The organism is Streptomyces sp. NPDC032198, assembly GCF_040636975.1.
GTDB lineage: Bacteria > Actinomycetota > Actinomycetes > Streptomycetales > Streptomycetaceae > Streptomyces.
This window is the reverse complement of sequence record NZ_JBEZVL010000001.1, coordinates 324,372-340,224: the sequence shown is the minus strand read 5'-3', so window position 1 is coordinate 340,224 and position 15,853 is coordinate 324,372. Positions and strand designations below refer to the sequence as shown.

General features: G+C 72.5%; 16 protein-coding genes. 9 read left to right on the top strand and 7 right to left on the bottom strand.

Annotation, left to right across the window (positions count from 1 at the left end; all coding sequences use genetic code 11):
• Window positions 1-7 precede the first annotated feature (7 nt).
• The 8 genes from AB0E78_RS01600 (at window position 8) to lgt (ending at window position 6,903) form a co-directional block, all read left to right on the top strand.
• Window positions 8-688 carry a TIGR02234 family membrane protein gene (locus tag AB0E78_RS01600; RefSeq protein WP_361826774.1) on the top strand — a complete coding sequence of 227 codons (681 nt, stop codon included), beginning with the start codon at window positions 8-10 and terminating at the stop codon, window positions 686-688.
• A gap of 103 nt (window positions 689-791) precedes the next feature.
• The gene (locus AB0E78_RS01595; protein ID WP_361826772.1) at window positions 792-1,031 is read left to right on the top strand and encodes an HGxxPAAW family protein; all 240 of its coding nucleotides are present in this window, start codon (window positions 792-794) and stop codon (window positions 1,029-1,031) included.
• 114 nt (window positions 1,032-1,145) lie between these two features.
• Window positions 1,146-1,580: a DUF2752 domain-containing protein gene (locus AB0E78_RS01590; protein WP_361826770.1), complete on the top strand. Its 435-nt coding sequence runs from the start codon at window positions 1,146-1,148 to the stop codon at window positions 1,578-1,580.
• A 185-nt stretch (window positions 1,581-1,765) separates the two neighbouring features.
• On the top strand, window positions 1,766-2,575 hold the full coding sequence (trpC, locus tag AB0E78_RS01585) for an indole-3-glycerol phosphate synthase TrpC (protein WP_361826768.1): 810 nt from the start codon (window positions 1,766-1,768) through the stop codon (window positions 2,573-2,575).
• A gap of 331 nt (window positions 2,576-2,906) precedes the next feature.
• Window positions 2,907-4,193, top strand: coding sequence for a tryptophan synthase subunit beta (trpB, locus tag AB0E78_RS01580; RefSeq protein WP_361826765.1), 1,287 nt, complete (start codon window positions 2,907-2,909; stop codon window positions 4,191-4,193).
• On the top strand, window positions 4,190-5,005 hold the full coding sequence (gene trpA / locus AB0E78_RS01575; protein ID WP_361826762.1) for a tryptophan synthase subunit alpha: 816 nt from the start codon (window positions 4,190-4,192) through the stop codon (window positions 5,003-5,005). The genes trpB and trpA overlap by 4 nt, the downstream gene beginning before the upstream one ends.
• 63 nt (window positions 5,006-5,068) lie before the next feature.
• Window positions 5,069-5,845, top strand: a complete 777-nt coding sequence (locus tag AB0E78_RS01570) for a thioredoxin domain-containing protein (RefSeq protein ID WP_361826759.1) — start codon at window positions 5,069-5,071, stop codon at window positions 5,843-5,845.
• A 134-nt stretch (window positions 5,846-5,979) separates the two neighbouring features.
• Window positions 5,980-6,903 carry a prolipoprotein diacylglyceryl transferase gene (lgt, locus tag AB0E78_RS01565; RefSeq protein ID WP_361826756.1) on the top strand — a complete coding sequence of 308 codons (924 nt, stop codon included), beginning with the start codon at window positions 5,980-5,982 and terminating at the stop codon, window positions 6,901-6,903.
• Between the two features lie 78 nt (window positions 6,904-6,981).
• Here the strand turns inward: lgt and AB0E78_RS01560 are convergent, their stop codons facing one another.
• The 7 genes from AB0E78_RS01560 to AB0E78_RS01530 form a co-directional block, all read right to left on the bottom strand.
• Window positions 6,982-7,815: a CoA ester lyase gene (locus AB0E78_RS01560; protein WP_361826753.1), complete on the bottom strand. Its 834-nt coding sequence runs from the start codon at window positions 7,813-7,815 to the stop codon at window positions 6,982-6,984.
• On the bottom strand, window positions 7,812-8,999 hold the full coding sequence (locus tag AB0E78_RS01555) for a CoA transferase (protein WP_361826751.1): 1,188 nt from the start codon (window positions 8,997-8,999) through the stop codon (window positions 7,812-7,814). The genes AB0E78_RS01560 and AB0E78_RS01555 overlap by 4 nt, the downstream gene beginning before the upstream one ends.
• Window positions 8,996-9,904 (bottom strand): ribokinase, encoded by a 909-nt coding sequence (gene rbsK / locus AB0E78_RS01550; protein WP_361826749.1) that lies wholly within the window; start codon window positions 9,902-9,904, stop codon window positions 8,996-8,998. Before rbsK ends, AB0E78_RS01555 begins: the two co-directional genes overlap by 4 nt.
• Window positions 9,901-11,280 carry an ADP-ribosylglycohydrolase family protein gene (locus tag AB0E78_RS01545; RefSeq protein ID WP_361826746.1) on the bottom strand — a complete coding sequence of 460 codons (1,380 nt, stop codon included), beginning with the start codon at window positions 11,278-11,280 and terminating at the stop codon, window positions 9,901-9,903. The genes rbsK and AB0E78_RS01545 overlap by 4 nt, the downstream gene beginning before the upstream one ends.
• Window positions 11,277-12,464 (bottom strand): ADP-ribosylglycohydrolase family protein, encoded by a 1,188-nt coding sequence (locus AB0E78_RS01540; RefSeq protein ID WP_361826744.1) that lies wholly within the window; start codon window positions 12,462-12,464, stop codon window positions 11,277-11,279. The genes AB0E78_RS01545 and AB0E78_RS01540 overlap by 4 nt, the downstream gene beginning before the upstream one ends.
• Window positions 12,430-13,635: an ADP-ribosylglycohydrolase family protein gene (locus tag AB0E78_RS01535; protein WP_361826742.1), complete on the bottom strand. Its 1,206-nt coding sequence runs from the start codon at window positions 13,633-13,635 to the stop codon at window positions 12,430-12,432. Before AB0E78_RS01535 ends, AB0E78_RS01540 begins: the two co-directional genes overlap by 35 nt.
• Before the next feature lie 116 nt (window positions 13,636-13,751).
• Window positions 13,752-14,750 carry an ADP-ribosylglycohydrolase family protein gene (locus tag AB0E78_RS01530; RefSeq protein ID WP_361826740.1) on the bottom strand — a complete coding sequence of 333 codons (999 nt, stop codon included), beginning with the start codon at window positions 14,748-14,750 and terminating at the stop codon, window positions 13,752-13,754.
• A 226-nt stretch (window positions 14,751-14,976) separates the two neighbouring features.
• Here AB0E78_RS01530 and AB0E78_RS01525 point away from each other — a divergent pair, with 226 nt between their 5' ends.
• The gene (locus AB0E78_RS01525; RefSeq protein ID WP_361826737.1) at window positions 14,977-15,708 is read left to right on the top strand and encodes a VIT1/CCC1 transporter family protein; all 732 of its coding nucleotides are present in this window, start codon (window positions 14,977-14,979) and stop codon (window positions 15,706-15,708) included.
• Window positions 15,709-15,853 lie beyond the last annotated feature (145 nt).

The following is a 15,853-nucleotide window of genomic DNA, read 5'->3' as shown; positions in this document are numbered from 1 at the left end:
TGGAGGGGTGACTTCTGCCGTACCACCGCCCCGCACCCAGGCTGCTGATCCCGATGGTGCCGCCGAGGCCGGCGCCGAGCCCGAGACCCGGGCCCAGCGCAGCGGTCGGCGCAGCATCGGCGTCGCCCTGCTGTTCGGCGCTGTCGGCGCGGCCCTCGCGCTGCTGGCGTCCCGCCAGACCTGGGCGAAGGGCACCGCTTCGGTGGCGGGCGGCGACCTGCCGCTGAGCGCCACGGGCAGCGACGTCACGGGCGTGCCCGCGGCCCTCGCCATAGTGGGCCTCGCCGCGCTCGTCGCCGTCTTCGCCGTCCGCAGGGCCGGGCGGATGCTCGTCTCGCTGCTGCTCGCGCTGAGCGGCGCGGGCACCGTGGCCGCCGCCCTCCTCGCCGCGAACGACAGTGGCGCACTCGACGAGAAGGCCGCCGAGGCCTCCGGCGACACCGCCGCCACGATCGGTGATCTCAGCCACACGGCCTGGCCGTACGCCGCGGCCGCCGCCGGTGCGCTGATCCTGATCGCCGGGCTGCTCGCCCTGACGTACGGCAGGTCCTGGCCCGCGATGTCGGGACGCTACGAACGCGACGGCGCCCCGCGCCCGCGCAAGGCGCCGCCCAAGGTGGACCCGGACCGGCCCGAAGACCTGTGGAAGGCCCTCGACCGCGGTGAGGACCCGACGCGGGAGGCATGACCCCGCGCTCACTGCACACCCGTGAGTACGGGACAATGGAGCGGTGAGCGTTTCGGCTCACCCCACGCATCACCACCACGCATACAGCAACGAGGAGCAAGTCATGGCGGGCAGCAGCCACGGACACACCCCGGCCGCCTGGACCGGTGTCATCATCGCCTTCATCGGTTTCTGCGTATCGGGTGCCTTCATGGTGATGGCCAACCCGATGGGCTTCTGGGCCGGCATGGTCATCATCGCCGCCGGTGGCGTCGTGGGCCTGGTCATGCGCGCCGCGGGCCTCGGCCAGGCCAAGCGCCGGCCGCAGCAGAAGGCCGGACAGCTCGCGCACTCCGAGGGCTGAGCCCTCCAAGACGTACGAGGAGGCGGTACCGGCAGCGGCCGGGACCGCCTCTTTCGCGTTTCCCTGCCGGGCACGGGCCGCCGCCGAAGGGCACAATGCATCGGGTGAAGGCTGATGAACGCTGAACCCGGGAGCGCGGCACCACCCGTCGGCACCGCACTGCGGCGCCTCGCCGTGCCCGCCGGCGTGCTCGGCTCGGTGATCGTCGCCTTCGCCTACGTGGGGACGGTCGACCCGAACGAGCCGGGCCACTACCCCGCCTGCCCGCTGCTCCGGCTCACCGGCGTCTTCTGCCCCGGCTGCGGCGGACTGCGCAGCGCCCACGCGTTCGTCCACGGCGACCTCACCACGGCACTGGGCGCCAACGCGCTCGCCGTCGTCGGGTACGGCGTCTTCGCGGCCCTGTGGACCCTCTGGGCGGTCCGAGCGGCGCGCGGACAACGCGTGCGGATCGAGTTGGGGCCCGCGCACCTGTACGGGATCGGAGTGCTCGTCGCGGTCTTCACCCTCGTACGCAATCTGCCGTTCGGGGCATGGCTGCACCCTTGATAATTCGAGAAAGCCCAGGCAGCGGGGGTATCGGGTGTCCAGGACGTGGGACTGGCGTCAACCGGATGCGGGGCCTTCGCCCTCCTGCGGATACCATCGCAGTGACCATCGGAATGCCTGATGAGGCAGCCGAACAGCTTGAGGTGCAAACAGCAGCTTCACCGTCAGGGAAGGGGGCCGCTCGCGTGAGTGTGCTCGACGAGATCATCGACGGAGTCCGTGCCGACCTCGCGGAACGGCAGGCGCGCGTCAGCCTCGACGAGCTCAAGGAGCGCGCGGCGAAGGCTCCTGCGGCCAAGGACGGGGTCGCCGCGCTGCGCGGCGACGGCGTCAAGGTCATCTGCGAGGTCAAGCGCTCCAGCCCGTCCAAGGGCGCGCTCGCCGCGATCGCCGACCCGGCCGGACTCGCCGCCGACTACGAGGCGGGCGGCGCCGCCGTCATCTCCGTGCTCACCGAGCAGCGCCGCTTCGGCGGTTCGCTCGCCGACCTGGAGGCCGTCCGGGCCAAGGTCGACATCCCGGTGCTCCGCAAGGACTTCATCGTCACCTCGTACCAGCTGTGGGAGGCGCGGGCGTACGGCGCCGACCTCGCCCTGCTGATCGTCGCCGCCCTGGAGCAGCCCGCCCTGGAGTCGCTCATCGAGCGTGCCCATTCGATCGGCCTCACGCCGATCGTCGAGGTGCACGACGAGGACGAGGCCGAGCGGGCCGTGGACGCGGGCGCGCGGGTCATCGGCGTCAACAACCGTGACCTCAAGACCCTGAAGGTCGACCGCTCCACCTTCGAGCGCGTCGCGCCCGAGCTGCCGGACAGCGTCGTCAAGATCGCCGAGTCCGGTGTGCGCGGGCCGCACGACCTCATCGCCTTCGCCAACGCGGGCGCCGACGCGGTCCTGGTCGGGGAGTCCCTGGTGACCGGCCGTGACCCGAAGTCCGCGGTCTCCGACCTGGTCGCCGCGGGCGCACACCCGGCCCTGCGGCACGGACGGAGCTGACCCCTCCCGATGAGCGCCTTCGCCCGCCTCGCACCCGGCTGCCGCCCTCGCGGCTGCCGGGCGCCCGCGCGGCGCGTGCACGGCCGCAGGGTGCGGTACGTCATCGGCGACGAGCCGGGTCAGGTGAACGGGATGCGATGGCCGAGCGCCCCGTCAGGGGCGCGGGGAACTGCGCGACCAGCCACGGCGTCGCGTCGGCCGGACGAACCGTCTGCCCTTCACGGCGCGTAGCCGTCCTCACCTCGGTGGGGCCTGCTCGCGCAGTTCCCCGCGCCCCTGGCGGGGTCGATCGCATCGCAGATCACCCATTCACGTCACGTGAGGTAGAGGCATGTCCAGCGAGTACTTCCACCCAGACCCAGAGGGTCAAGTCCCCACCGCCGAGGGCTACTTCGGCGCATTCGGCGGCAAGTTCATCCCGGAGGCCCTCGTCGCCGCCGTGGACGAGGTCGCCGTCGAGTACGACAAGGCCAAGAACGACCCCGAGTTCGCCCGCGAGCTCGACGACCTCCTGGTCAACTACACCGGCCGCCCGAGCAGCCTCACCGAGGTGCCCCGGTTCGCCGAACACGCCGGTGGCGCCCGGGTCTTCCTCAAGCGCGAGGACCTGAACCACACCGGCTCGCACAAGATCAACAACGTGCTCGGCCAGGCCCTGCTCACCAAGCGCATGGGCAAGACCCGCGTCATCGCGGAGACCGGCGCCGGACAGCACGGCGTCGCCACCGCCACCGCCTGCGCGCTCTTCGGCCTCGAGTGCACCATCTACATGGGCGAGATCGACACCGAGCGGCAGGCCCTGAACGTGGCCCGCATGCGCATGCTCGGCGCCGAGGTCATCGCCGTGAAGTCCGGCAGCAGGACCCTGAAGGACGCCATCAACGAGGCGTTCCGCGACTGGGTGGCCAACGTGGACCGCACGCACTACCTCTTCGGGACCGTCGCGGGCCCGCACCCCTTCCCCGCCATGGTGCGCGACTTCCACCGCGTCATCGGCATGGAGGCCCGCCGCCAGATCCTGGAGCGCGCCGGGCGCCTGCCCGACGCCGCCGTGGCCTGTGTGGGCGGCGGCTCGAACGCCATCGGCCTCTTCCACGCCTTCATCCCGGACGCCGATGTCCGGCTCATCGGGTGCGAGCCCGCGGGCCACGGCATCGAGACCGGCGAGCACGCGGCCACGCTGAGCGCCGGCGAGCCCGGCATCCTGCACGGCTCGCGGTCGTACGTCCTCCAGGACGAGGAAGGGCAGATCACCGAGCCCTACTCGATCTCTGCCGGACTCGACTACCCGGGCATCGGCCCCGAGCACGCCTACCTCAAGGACAGCGGCCGGGGCGAGTACCGCGCGGTCACCGACGACGCGGCCATGCAGGCCCTGCGCCTCCTGTCGCGCACCGAGGGCATCATCCCGGCCATCGAGAGCGCCCACGCGCTCGCCGGGGCCCTGGAGATCGGCAAGGAGCTCGGCAAGGACGGGCTGCTGATCATCAACCTGTCCGGGCGCGGCGACAAGGACATGGACACGGCCGCGCGCTACTTCGGCCTGTACGACACGGACGCCGCCGTGGAGGCGGACGCGGCCGGCACCGGCGCGGAGATCGAGGGGGACGCGAAGTGAGCGGCAACATCAGGCTGTTGGACGACACCCTCGCGGCAGCGAAGTCCGAGGGCCGCTCCGCCCTCATCGCCTACCTCCCGGCCGGGTTCCCGACCGTGGACGGCGGCATCGCGGCGATCAAGACCGTCTTCGAGGGCGGCGCCGACATCGTGGAGGTCGGCCTCCCGCACAGCGACCCGGTCCTCGACGGCCCCGTCATCCAGACCGCCGACGACATCGCGCTCAAGGCGGGCCTCAAGATCGCCGACGTGATGCGCACGGTGCGCGAGGCGTACGAGGCGACCGGCAAGCCGGTGCTCGTCATGACGTACTGGAACCCGATCGACCGCTATGGCGTCGAGCGCTTCACCGCCGAGCTCGCCGAGGCGGGCGGCGCGGGCTGCATCCTGCCCGACCTGCCCGTGCAGGAGTCGGGCCTGTGGAGGGAGCACGCCGAGAAGCACGGCCTGGCGACGGTCTTCGTCGTCGCGCCGAGCAGCAAGGACGAGCGCCTCGCCACCATCACGGCGGCCGGTTCCGGCTTCGTGTACGCGGCGTCGCTGATGGGCGTCACGGGCACCCGCGCGTCCGTCGGCGAGCAGGCGCAGGAACTGGTGCGGCGCACCAAGGCCACCACCGACCTGCCGGTCTGTGTCGGCCTCGGGGTCTCCAACGCCCGCCAGGCCGCCGAGGTCGCGGGCTTCGCCGACGGCGTGATCGTCGGTTCGGCCTTCGTCCAGCGGATGCTGGACGCGCCGGACGAGGCCGCAGGCCTTGCCGCTGTCCGCGCGCTCGCGAGTGACCTCGCCCAGGGAGTTCGCGGCAACGCGTAACTCGTACGGGTGGACCTGGGACCGGGGAGGCACGCTCGTGCCTCCCCGGTTCGTTGGCGGGGTGTGAGTGAGAAGAACCGTGAGGGAAAGCGCGCGGCCCGCGACCGGCTGGCGGAAGAGCGAGAGCGGCAGAAGTCGCGGGACAAGCAGCGCAGGGTGTTGATCGTGAGCGCTGCCGTCGTCGGCGTGCTCGCGCTCGCCGCCGTGGCCGGTCTGGTCGCTGCCAACTCGGGTGACGACAAGGACACTTCGGGTCCCTTGTCGGCCCCCAAGGGGGCGACCGGCGAGGATCAGCTCGCGATCCCCGTCGGCAAGGACAGCGCCAAGTCCACCCTCACCATCTGGGAGGACTTCCGCTGCCCCGCCTGCAAGCAGTTCGAGGACATGTACCGCAAGACGATCCATGAGCTCACCGACAAGGGCCAGCTCAAGGTCGAGTACCACCTGGCGACGATCATCGACGGGAACATGGGCGGCAGCGGCTCCCTGCGCGCGGCCAACGCGGCCGCCTGCGCCCAGGACGCCGGGAAGTTCACCCCGTACCACGACGTGCTGTACATGAACCAGCCGCCGGAGACGGACGACGCGTTCAGCAAGAACAGCAAGCTGATCGAGCTCGCGGGCAAGGTGAACGGGCTCGTCGACGACACGTTCAAGAAGTGCGTGGACGACGGCAAGCACGACAGCTGGGCCACCAAGTCGAACAAGGCCTTCCAGGAATCGGGCCTGAAGGGCACGCCGAGCGTGCTGCTCGACGGCAAGGACATCTTCGGTGACCAGAAGAATCCGCTGACCCCGGCGAAGCTGAAGGCGAAGGTCGAGGAAGCCAACAAGGGCTAGCCGCGCCTGGTCGCGCCTCGCGCCTCGCGCCTCGTGGCGGGGTCCTCGCGGGCCCCGCCACGGGGTCCTGTTATGGAGACGTAGCCGGGCTGGTTGCCTCGGGCACCACCCGGCACGGTAGCGTCGGACCTGCCATGGACCTTGCCTTCATTCCCAGCCCGTCGCGCGGTGTGGTCGAACTCGGACCCATTCCGCTGCGCGGCTACGCGTTCTGCATCATCATCGGCGTCTTCGTCGCCGTCTGGCTCGGCAACAAGCGGTGGATCGCTCGCGGGGGCCGCCCAGGCACCGTGGCCGACATCTCCGTCTGGGCCGTGCCGTTCGGCCTCGTCGGCGGGCGTCTCTACCACGTGATCACGGACTACCAGCTGTACTTCAGCGAGGGCCGTGACTGGGTGGACGCCTTCAAGATCTGGGAGGGCGGCCTCGGTATCTGGGGCGCGATCGCGTTCGGCGCGGTCGGCGCCTGGATCGGCTGTCGCCGGCGCGGCATCCCGCTGCCCGCCTGGGCCGACGCCCTCGCCCCCGGCATCGCCTTCGCCCAGGCCATCGGCCGCTGGGGCAACTGGTTCAACCAGGAGCTGTACGGCAAGGCCACGGATCTGCCGTGGGCGCTGAAGATCACGTCGGCGGAGGACGGCCGGGTTCCTGGCACGTACCACCCGACGTTCCTCTACGAGTCGCTCTGGTGCATCGGCGTCGGCTTCCTCGTCATCTGGGCCGACCGCCGCTTCAAGCTGGGCCACGGCCGGGCGTTCGCGCTGTACGTCGCCTCGTACTGCGCCGGGCGCGGCTGGATCGAGTACATGCGCGTCGACGACGCGCACCACGTGCTCGGCCTGCGTCTGAACGTCTGGACCGCCATCGTGGTGTTCATCCTCGCCGTCGTGTACTTCGTGCTCTCCGCGAAGAAGCGCCCCGGACGCGAGGAGATCGTCGAGCCCGTGCCTGAGGGCGAGGGCCACCACGATGACAGCAAGGACGCGGCCAAGGCCGACCTGTCCAAGGACTCCAAGGACAAGGACGGCGCAGGAGCCGAGTCCGCCAAGAAGGGCTGACGCGCCTTCTCCCTCGTACGCCCGTACGTCGATGGGGCCGCCGGATCACTGATCCGGCGGCCCCATCGCCATGAACGGCTAGCGGCGCCGCCGCGCCAGGTCCAGGACCCGGCGCGCACCCTCCACCACGGCCTTGTCCACGAACGTGCCGTCCGGGAGCGCCAGGGCGCCCTCCTGTGTGGTGGACGCCTTGACGACCTGCTCGGCGTGGTCGACCTCCTCCGGCGTGGGGAGGTAGGCCCGCTCGATGGCGGGGAGCTGGCGGGGGTGGATCGCGGCGCGGCCCAGGAAGCCCAGGGAGCGGCCGTGCGCGCAGGACGCCGCCAGGCCCCGCAGGTCACGGATGTCGGTGTACACGGACTGCGCGGGCGGTGCCAGGCCCGCGGCCCGGGCGGCCACCACCACCCGCGCACGGGACCAGTCGAGGCCCGCGTCATCACGTACCCCCAGGTCCGCGCGGAGGTCCGCCTCGCCGAGGGAGAGCCCGTGCAGGGCCGGGTGCGCGGTGGCGATGGAGAAGGCGTGCTCCAGGCCGACCGCCGATTCGATGAGGGCGTGCAGGGCGGGGGCGCCGCCGTCCGCGGGCGCCGAACGCTCCGCGACGCGGACGACGTCGGCGGGGCAGGTCACTTTGGGGAGGCGAAGCCCGGAGAGCCCGGGCAGGTGCGCGATCGCCCCGAGGTCGGCATCGGCCAGGGGGCTGCCCAGGGCGTTCACGCGGACGTGGACCGGGACGGCGGGAGTCTCGGAGAGCAGCTCGGCCGTCGCCGCACGCGCGTACTCCTTGCGGTCGGGGCCGACCGCGTCCTCCAGGTCGACGATGACGGCGTCGGCGCCCGCCAGCAGCGCCTTCGCCACCACGGAAGGCCGGTCTCCGGGCGCGTACAGCCAGGTCAGAGGGGTGTCCTTCACAGTGCGCCCTCCTTGCGCAGGCCCGCGATCTCCCCTTCCGTCAGGCCCAGTTCGGTCAGGACCTCCGCCGTGTCCGCCCCATGCGGGCGGCCCGCCCAGCCGATCGAGCCCGGGGTCTCCGAGAGGCGGAAGAGGACGTTCTGCATGCGCAGCGGGCCGAGCTCCGGGTCGTCGACGGTGGTGACGGTGTCCAGGGCCGCGTACTGGGGATCGGTCATCACGTCCCGTACGTCCTGGATGGGGGCGACCGCCGCCTCCGCCTTCTCGAAGGCCTCGATCACCTCGGCGCGGGTGTGCAGGGCGATCCAGCCGCCGACGGCGCCGTCGAGCTCGTCCGCGTGGGCCGCCCGTTCGGCGCCCGTCGCGAACCAGGGCTCGGAGATCAGCTCCGGGCGGCCCACCAGGCGCATCACGCGCTCCGCGATCGACTGGGCCGACGTGGAGACGGCGACCCAACTGCCGTCCGCCGTGCGGTAGGTGTTGCGGGGCGCGTTGTTCGTGGAGCGGTTGCCCGTGCGGGGCTGGACGTGGCCGAGCTGGTCGTACCAGGTGGGCTGCGGGCCAAGGACCGTGAGGATCGGCTCGATGATCGCCATGTCCACCACCTGGCCCTTGCCCGTCCGGTCACGGGCCGCGAGCGCCGTCATCACCGCGTACGCCGTCGCCAGACCAGCGATCGAGTCGGCGAGGCCGAAGGGCGGCAGGGTCGGCGGCCCGTCCGGCTCGCCGGTGATCGCGGCGAAGCCGCTCATCGCCTCCGCGAGGGTGCCGAAGCCGGGGCGGCGGGAGTACGGGCCGAACTGGCCGAAGCCCGTGACGCGGGTCAGGACGAGACGGGGGTTGACCGCGCTCAGCTCCTCCCAGCCCAGGTCCCACTTCTCCAAGGTGCCCGGACGGAAGTTCTCGACGATCACGTCCGCCGTCGCGGCAAGGCGCAGGAGGGTCTCGCGACCGCCGGGTGTGGAGAGGTCGAGGGTCATCGTGCGCTTGTTGCGGCCCAGGAGCTTCCACCAGAGTCCGACGCCGTCCTTCGACGGGCCGTGCCCTCGGGACGGGTCGGGCTTGCGCGGGTGCTCGACCTTGATGACCTCCGCGCCGAAGTCGCCGAGCATCGTGGCGGCGAGCGGGCCCGCGAAGAGCGTCGCGAGGTCGAGGACGCGCAGGCCGCCGAGAGGTGATGTCATGACGCGCCGCCGTTCGTCTGGGTGTCGATCTCGGAGCGGAACGGCATGGACGCCGACGCCCCCGGACGCTGGACGGAGAGCGCGGCGGCGGACGACGCCCACGCGAGCGCGTCCGGCACGGGTCCGCCTTCGGCCAGCGCCACCGCGAGGGTGCCGACGAAGGTGTCGCCCGCGCCGGTCGTGTCCACGGCGGTGACGTGCGGGGCCGCCACCATGACCGGCTCGGCGTCCCGGGCCGCGTACAGGCTGCCGCGCGAGCCGAGCGTGACGACGACCTCGGGGACCTGGGAGAGGAGCGAGCGGGCGGCGGCGTGCGGGTCGGTCAGGCCGGTGAGGGTGGCCGCCTCGTGCTCGTTCGGCACCAACAGGTCGATGGCGTCGAGGAGTTCGGGAGGCAGTGGCTGGGCGGGAGCCGGGGTGAGGATGGTGCGCACGCCGTGCCTGCGGGCGGCTTGCGCGGCGGCGAGCACGCCCTCGACGGGGATCTCCAGTTGGAGCAGCAGGGTGTCGGCGGAGGCGATCAGGCCCTCGTCGCCGGGGGCGAGCGCGGTGAGCGTGGCGTTGGCGCCGGGGATGACGACGATGGCGTTGCCGCCCTCGTCGTCGACCACGATGTGCGCGGTGCCGGTGGTCGCGGTGTCGACGGTGCGCAGGAGGTCGGTGTCGACACCGGAGTGTTCGAGCGCGCTGCGCAGCTGGGAGCCGAACGCGTCGGCGCCGACCGCGCCGATCATCGACACGGCGTCGGCGCCCGCGCGGGCCGCGGCGACGGCCTGGTTGGCGCCCTTGCCGCCGGGGAGCGTACGGAACTCGCGCCCGGTGACGGTCTCCCCGCGCCGCGGTGCCTTGGCGACATACGCGACGAGGTCCATGTTGGTGCTGCCGAGCACGGCGATGTGGGTCATGGCTGGGGTCTCTCCTGGGCGAGTTCTGTGGCGAGTTCGGTGGCGAGTTCGGTGGTGAGGTCGGCGAGGGTGTCGAAGCCGGTGCCGTCGAAGCCCGGGACGGAGCTGGCGAGGCGGTTCTTGAGCGGGGAGGTCCAGCGGTCGGGCAGCGCGTCCGGGTGGCCCGCGAGCAGGCCCGCGATCGACCCCGCGGTCGCGCCGTTCGAGTCGGTGTCCCAGCCGCCGGAGACGGCGCGCGTGATGGAGCCGGTGAAGTCGCCGTCGGCGTGGGTGAGGGAGGCGGCCAGGAGGGCGGCGTTGGGGATGACGTGCACCCAGTGGTGGTGGCCGTAGGCGGCGTGCAGGGCGTCCACGACCCGGTCGAAGTCCCGCTCTCCCGCTGCGAGTTGGATGCCGTGGTGGACCGCGCGGGACAGGCGCGAGTCGGCCGGTACGACGGTGAGGCCCGTGCGCAGGCAGTGGTGGACGTCTCCGGTGCCTGCCGCCGCCTCGGCGATGGTGGCCGCCGCGAACATCGCGCCGTACACGCCGTTGGCGGTGTGGCTGAGGCACGCGTCGCGGTACGCGCTGTCGGCTGCCGCCGCGGGGGCGCCGGGGTGGGTCCAGCCGTGCACGTCGGCGCGGATCAGGGCACCGATCCATTCGCGGAAGGGGTTGTGGTGGGTGGCGGTGTGCGGGGGCTCGATGCCGGCCAGGAGGTTGCGGTAGGCGATGCGTTCGGCGGTGAAGGTGCGGGCGGCGGGCAGCTCGTCGAGCCAGAGCCTCGCCACATCCGCGGTGGTGAAGTCCCTGCCGTGGTGCTGGAGGAGACGGAGGTTGAGGAGGGGGTAGTTGAGGTCGTCGTCCTCGGGCATGCCGTCGATGTTCTCGGCGAGGGAGGTGGGCGCGGAGCGCTTGTTCCAGGGGTGGGCCGCCGCGAGCTCCGGGGGGAGGCCCTGTGCCGTGAACCAGGTGTTGAGGGGCCAGTTTCCGGTGGCCCTGGCCAGGCTCCTGATGCCTTCCAGCGGGAGCTTCTCCACCGGTTTGCCCAGGAGGCAGCCCGCCGCCCTGCCCAGCCAGGCGGCGTGCAGGCGGTGGCGCAGGGCCCTTCTTTCCCCCGTCCCGCCCCTTCCCGAAACCGCCTGCCGCGGGGCTCTGTTCTCCGGTGCGGCCCACAACGGGGGGAGCTGGGACAGCTCCGTCAGCAGCTCTTCCGCGAAGGCCCGTAGCTCTGGAGAAGGCGGGGCCGGGGACGCGCCCGCTCTGGCGGGGGCCAGGTGGCCGCCCGCCGCCAGCCAGCGGGACCGGATCGCCCGCGCGTCCTTGCCCTCCTCCTCCGCCTGGCGCAGCTCGTGGCCCACCAGGTCCTCCGGCTGGACCCAGGTGAGGCGGATCATGGGGTGGCCGTGAGGGCCGCGTACGCCGACTCGTGGGCGCGGCGGCGCCGCACGTCGCGGGTGAAGATCTCCCGGGTGACCTCCATGAGCGTCGCCGCGGGAGCGTGCAGGTCCAGGCGGCTCGCCTCCGCGACCGTCTTCGACCACTCGGGCGGGGCGCCCGACCCCAGGGCGCCGGCGATCGCACCGCTCATCGTCGCGATGGAGTCGCAGTCACGGCCGTAGTTGACCGAGCCGAGCACCGTATGGCGGTAGTCGCCGTCGCCCACCAGGAGCATGCCGAGCGCGATCGGGAGCTCCTCGATGGAGTGCAGGCGGGAGGGGCGGCGGGCGCCGAGGGACGGGGCACGGTAGTCCTGGCCGACCGTGTCGAAGGGGGTGACGGCGGTACGCAGGGGGACCAGCGCCGACTCGAAGTCCCTGTGGTGGGCGGCGACTTCGACCGCCGACTCGATCGCGGCGCGCGTTCCGTCCTTCGCGAGGGACAGGGCGGTGTCGATCACCGAGGTCGGTGTCGCGCCCGGCGCGCAGGCCGCCGCCACCGCCGCCGCGAAGACCGCGGCCGCCTCACGTCCGTACGACGACTGGTGCGCGCCCGCGATGTCCAGGGCCTCGGCGTACGCGGCCGCCGGGTTCGCCGCGTTGACCAGGCCGACCGGTGCCATGTACATCGCTGCACCGCAGTTGACGATGTTTCCGGTGCCCGCCTCGCGCGGGTCGACGTGGCCGTAGTGGATGCGGGCGACGATCCACTTCTCGGCGAGGAAGACACGGTGCAGCGGGATGGCCTCCGTCTCCAGTTCCGGGATCCAGCGGGGGTTCGTCATGAGGTCGGGGACCAGGTGGTCGGCGACCGCGTAGGCGTCCAAGTGGTCGCGGACGGTGGCGTACACGCGGATCAGCGCGTGCGTCATCAGGGTGTCGTCGGTGACGTGTCCGTCGCCCTTGTGGTACGGCGCGATCGGGCGGGCGGTGCGCCACTGGTCGCCGTTCCAGGGGCCGACGATGCCGTGTACGCGACCGCCGTGCCGTTCGACGATCTGCTCGGGGGAGTAGCCCTCGACGGGACCGCCGAGTGCGTCTCCGACGGCCGCTCCGACCAGGCAGGCGGTGATGCGCTCGGAGAGGGGCAGGTCGGTGGGGAGCAGCTCAGTGGCGAGCCCCCGGGGCGTTGGTGACGTCATGTCGGAATTGTCCTCCCGGAGCGCTCGGTTCCGTGGCTGCGAGATGCCCGGCGAGTTCCACCAGGTCGGTGCCCGCGAGACGGGGGAGCGCGCAGCCGGAGAGGGTGCGGCAGGCGTCGCGCCAGGCTTCGGGGATGGTGGTGGCCGTGCCGAGCGCCCCGGTCAGCGCGCCGGCCAGGGCGGGGGCGGAGTCGGCGACCCGGGAGAGGCAGGCGGCGGCGGGCACCGCGTCACGGATGCGGCCGCGAGCCGCGGTGGTCAGGGCGAGGGCGACCGGGACGGTCTCGGCGGCGGCGATGCCGTAGCTGTAGACGTGGTCGACGATCTGGTGTTCCAGGAGCGGGACGAGTCCGAAGGCGCCGTCCTCCGGCTGGGTGCGGGCGAGCTTGACGGCGTGCCAGGCGTTGCGGCCGATCTCGGTGTGCTCCGGCAGCTGGGCGAGAGCGGCGTCCACGGTCGCGTCGACGTCCGCGCCGCCGAGCGCCGCCGCGATCGCCGCGGCCATGGCACGGGCGCCGTGCACGCCGTCGCCGTCCTGGGTGTAGCGGGCGTCGAACTCGGCCAGGGCGGCGGCCTGTTCGGGGTCGCCCGGGTGCACCAGGGCAAGCACGCAGGCGCGTACGCAGGCGGCGTCGTCGAAGAAGTGGGGGTTGTCGTGGCCGGTGGCGGGCGGGCGCAGGCCGGTGGCGAGGTTGCCGAGGCCCGCGCGCACGGAGATGCGGGCGCGCAGGGGGAGTACCGCGGACTCGACCTCGGGGGCGCGGGCCGCCGCCGCGGCGATCTCGCTGGCGAGGGTGTTCCAGGCGAGGTCGAGGGCCGCGCGGACCCGGCGGTCCGGGGACAGCCGCGCGTCGAGGGTCCCGTCCGCCGCGCGGAGCAGCGACTCGGCGGTGAAGGCGGCCCATTCGGCGTCGTCGGAGGGGCCCAGGCGCAGGGGTTCCGGGGGCTGGTTCAGCGCGATGGGTACGGGGAGGGTGGTCGTGGCGTTCTGCTCGGCGAAGGTGTCCAGCTCGCGGGTCAGCCTGCGGGTCCACTCGGGCATGCGGGCGGCGCGGTGCCTTGCGGCGGGCCAGCCGGCGGCGTCGCCTGCCGCGAGGCCAAGGAGCAGGCCCTCGATGCGGCTTGCCGATGCCTCGCTTTGATGGACGCCTGGTTCATCGGCCCCCGGCATCAAGGGCTGTGCCCACCCGTTCCGCCCTGCGGAACGCCTGCCCACAGCCGGAGCTGCGGGGCAAACGGGTGGGTGGGCGGGAGAGACCCGCCCCGAAGCGGCGGGCTTGTTCTCCGTCATGAGACCCCCAGGTCAGAAACAAGCAGCTCCGCGATGTCCAGCACGTGGTGGCCCCGCATGGAAGGGAGACAGCTGCCCCGCGCGGGCCCGATCGCCGCCGCCCACGCCGGGGGAATCGCCGCGGCCCCCGAGGACGCCCCGGCCAGCGCCCCAGCCACCGCGGCAGTCGTATCCGCGTCCCGCCCCATGTTCACGGCGGTCAGCACCGCGTCCGGGAACCGGCCGGAGGCCGCCGCGTACGCCCCGAAGGCGAGCCCCACCGCCTCGGGGGCGAGGTCGGTCCAGGGGTAGCCGCCGATCACCACGGCGGAGCGCACCGCGCGCTCGCCCCGGTGGGCCACCGCCACCGCCCGCCGCAGCGAACGCGACGTCCAGCAGTCCTCCGGGATGACGGCCAGGGCGGCGGCCACCACGGAGTCCACCGGCGCCCCGCCCATCGCCGCCGAAACCCCCGCGGCCACCGCCTGCCCGCCGTAGATTCCCTCGCCGTCATGGCTGACCGAGCCGTCGATCGCGACGAGCCGCGCCGCTTCGGCGGGCCGCCCCGCGGCGAAGACCCCGAACGGCGCGGCCCGCATCGCGAGGCCGTCGCTCCACGCATGCCGGTGCTGGGCGGAGATGGGCGCCGCGAGGCCGCGGCGCAGGTTCTCCAGGGTGCCGCGTTCGCTGAAGCCCGCGCCCCGGAAGGGACCCTCGTCGAGGTCGGCGATCCACTCGTGCCAGGCCGCCTCGACATGCGCGACGGTCAGCGCCGAGCCGTGCCGTGCGAGCAGCAGCCCCGAGAAGATCGCGTACTCGGTGTCGTCCGTGCCCGAGGGATGCTCGGCGACGTAACCGGTGATGCGCCCCCAGCGGCGGCGGATCTCCGACGGCTTCATGTTCTCGGCGGGCGCGCCCAGCGCGTCGCCGACCGCGAGGCCGAGAAGGGCGCCGCGCGCCCGCTCCCTCAGACCGATCGCGCCGGTCACTCCTGTCACACCGGTCAAGCCCGTCATGCTGTGCCTCCCTGGTGCCGAGACGTGTGGCTGTATCCCTGCCACGCGGCGCCCCTGACGCGCGCATCCGCACGGCCGACGTCACCCCTCAGGACGCATGCGGTCACCGGTTCGAGGAACCCCCGTTCACTTGCGCGCAAGCGCAGGTAAGTACGGCCTTCCTTGCTGGCGAGAGCGATTTTTCGCGCGTACTTTCGAGATCGTCCAAGCACTGAGGGGGCCCATCATGGCGATCATCGAGACCGAAGCGGCACTGCACGAGGCACACCGCGACAACCACACCCACCGCGACGTCAACGGCGGCTGGCTGCGCCCCGCCGTCTTCGGCGCGATGGACGGCCTGGTGTCCAACCTGGCCCTGATGACCGGTGTCGCGGGCGGATCCGTGTCGCAGCAGACCATCGTCGTCACGGGTCTGGTCGGTCTCACCGCGGGCGCCTTCTCCATGGCCGCCGGCGAGTACACCTCCGTAGCCTCGCAGCGCGAGCTCGTCCAGGCCGAACTCGACGTGGAGCGGCGGGAGTTGCGCAAGCACCCGGCGGACGAGGAGCGGGAGCTCGCCGAGCTGTACGAGTCGCGTGGCGTCGAGCCCGGCCTCGCCCGCGAGGTCGCCAAGCAGCTGTCCAAGGACCCCGAGCAGGCCCTGGAGATCCACGCGCGCGAGGAGCTGGGCATCGATCCCGGCGATCTGCCCTCCCCGCTCGTCGCCGCGGTCTCCTCCTTCGGCGCCTTCGCGCTCGGCGCCCTGCTCCCCGTCCTGCCGTACCTGCTCGGCGCCGACACGTTCTGGCCCGCGCTGCTGCTCGCGCTGATCGGGCTCTTCGGCTGCGGTGCCGTAGTGGCGAAGGTGACCGCGCGGTCCTGGTGGTTCAGCGGACTCAGGCAGCTCGCGCTCGGCGGGGCGGCGGCGGGTGTGACGTACGCCCTGGGCAGCTTGTTCGGTACCGCCGTAGGATGACCGCTTGCAGTCCTATGCGGGACTCTGCATAAGTAGCCGTTACTCGGCGGTTTCGAATCCTTAACCACCGGGCATGAGCCGTAAGCGCTGCGGGCAATGAGGCCTGTGCCGCGCTCGGGCCTTCGGTCATTGATCTGTCCGCATG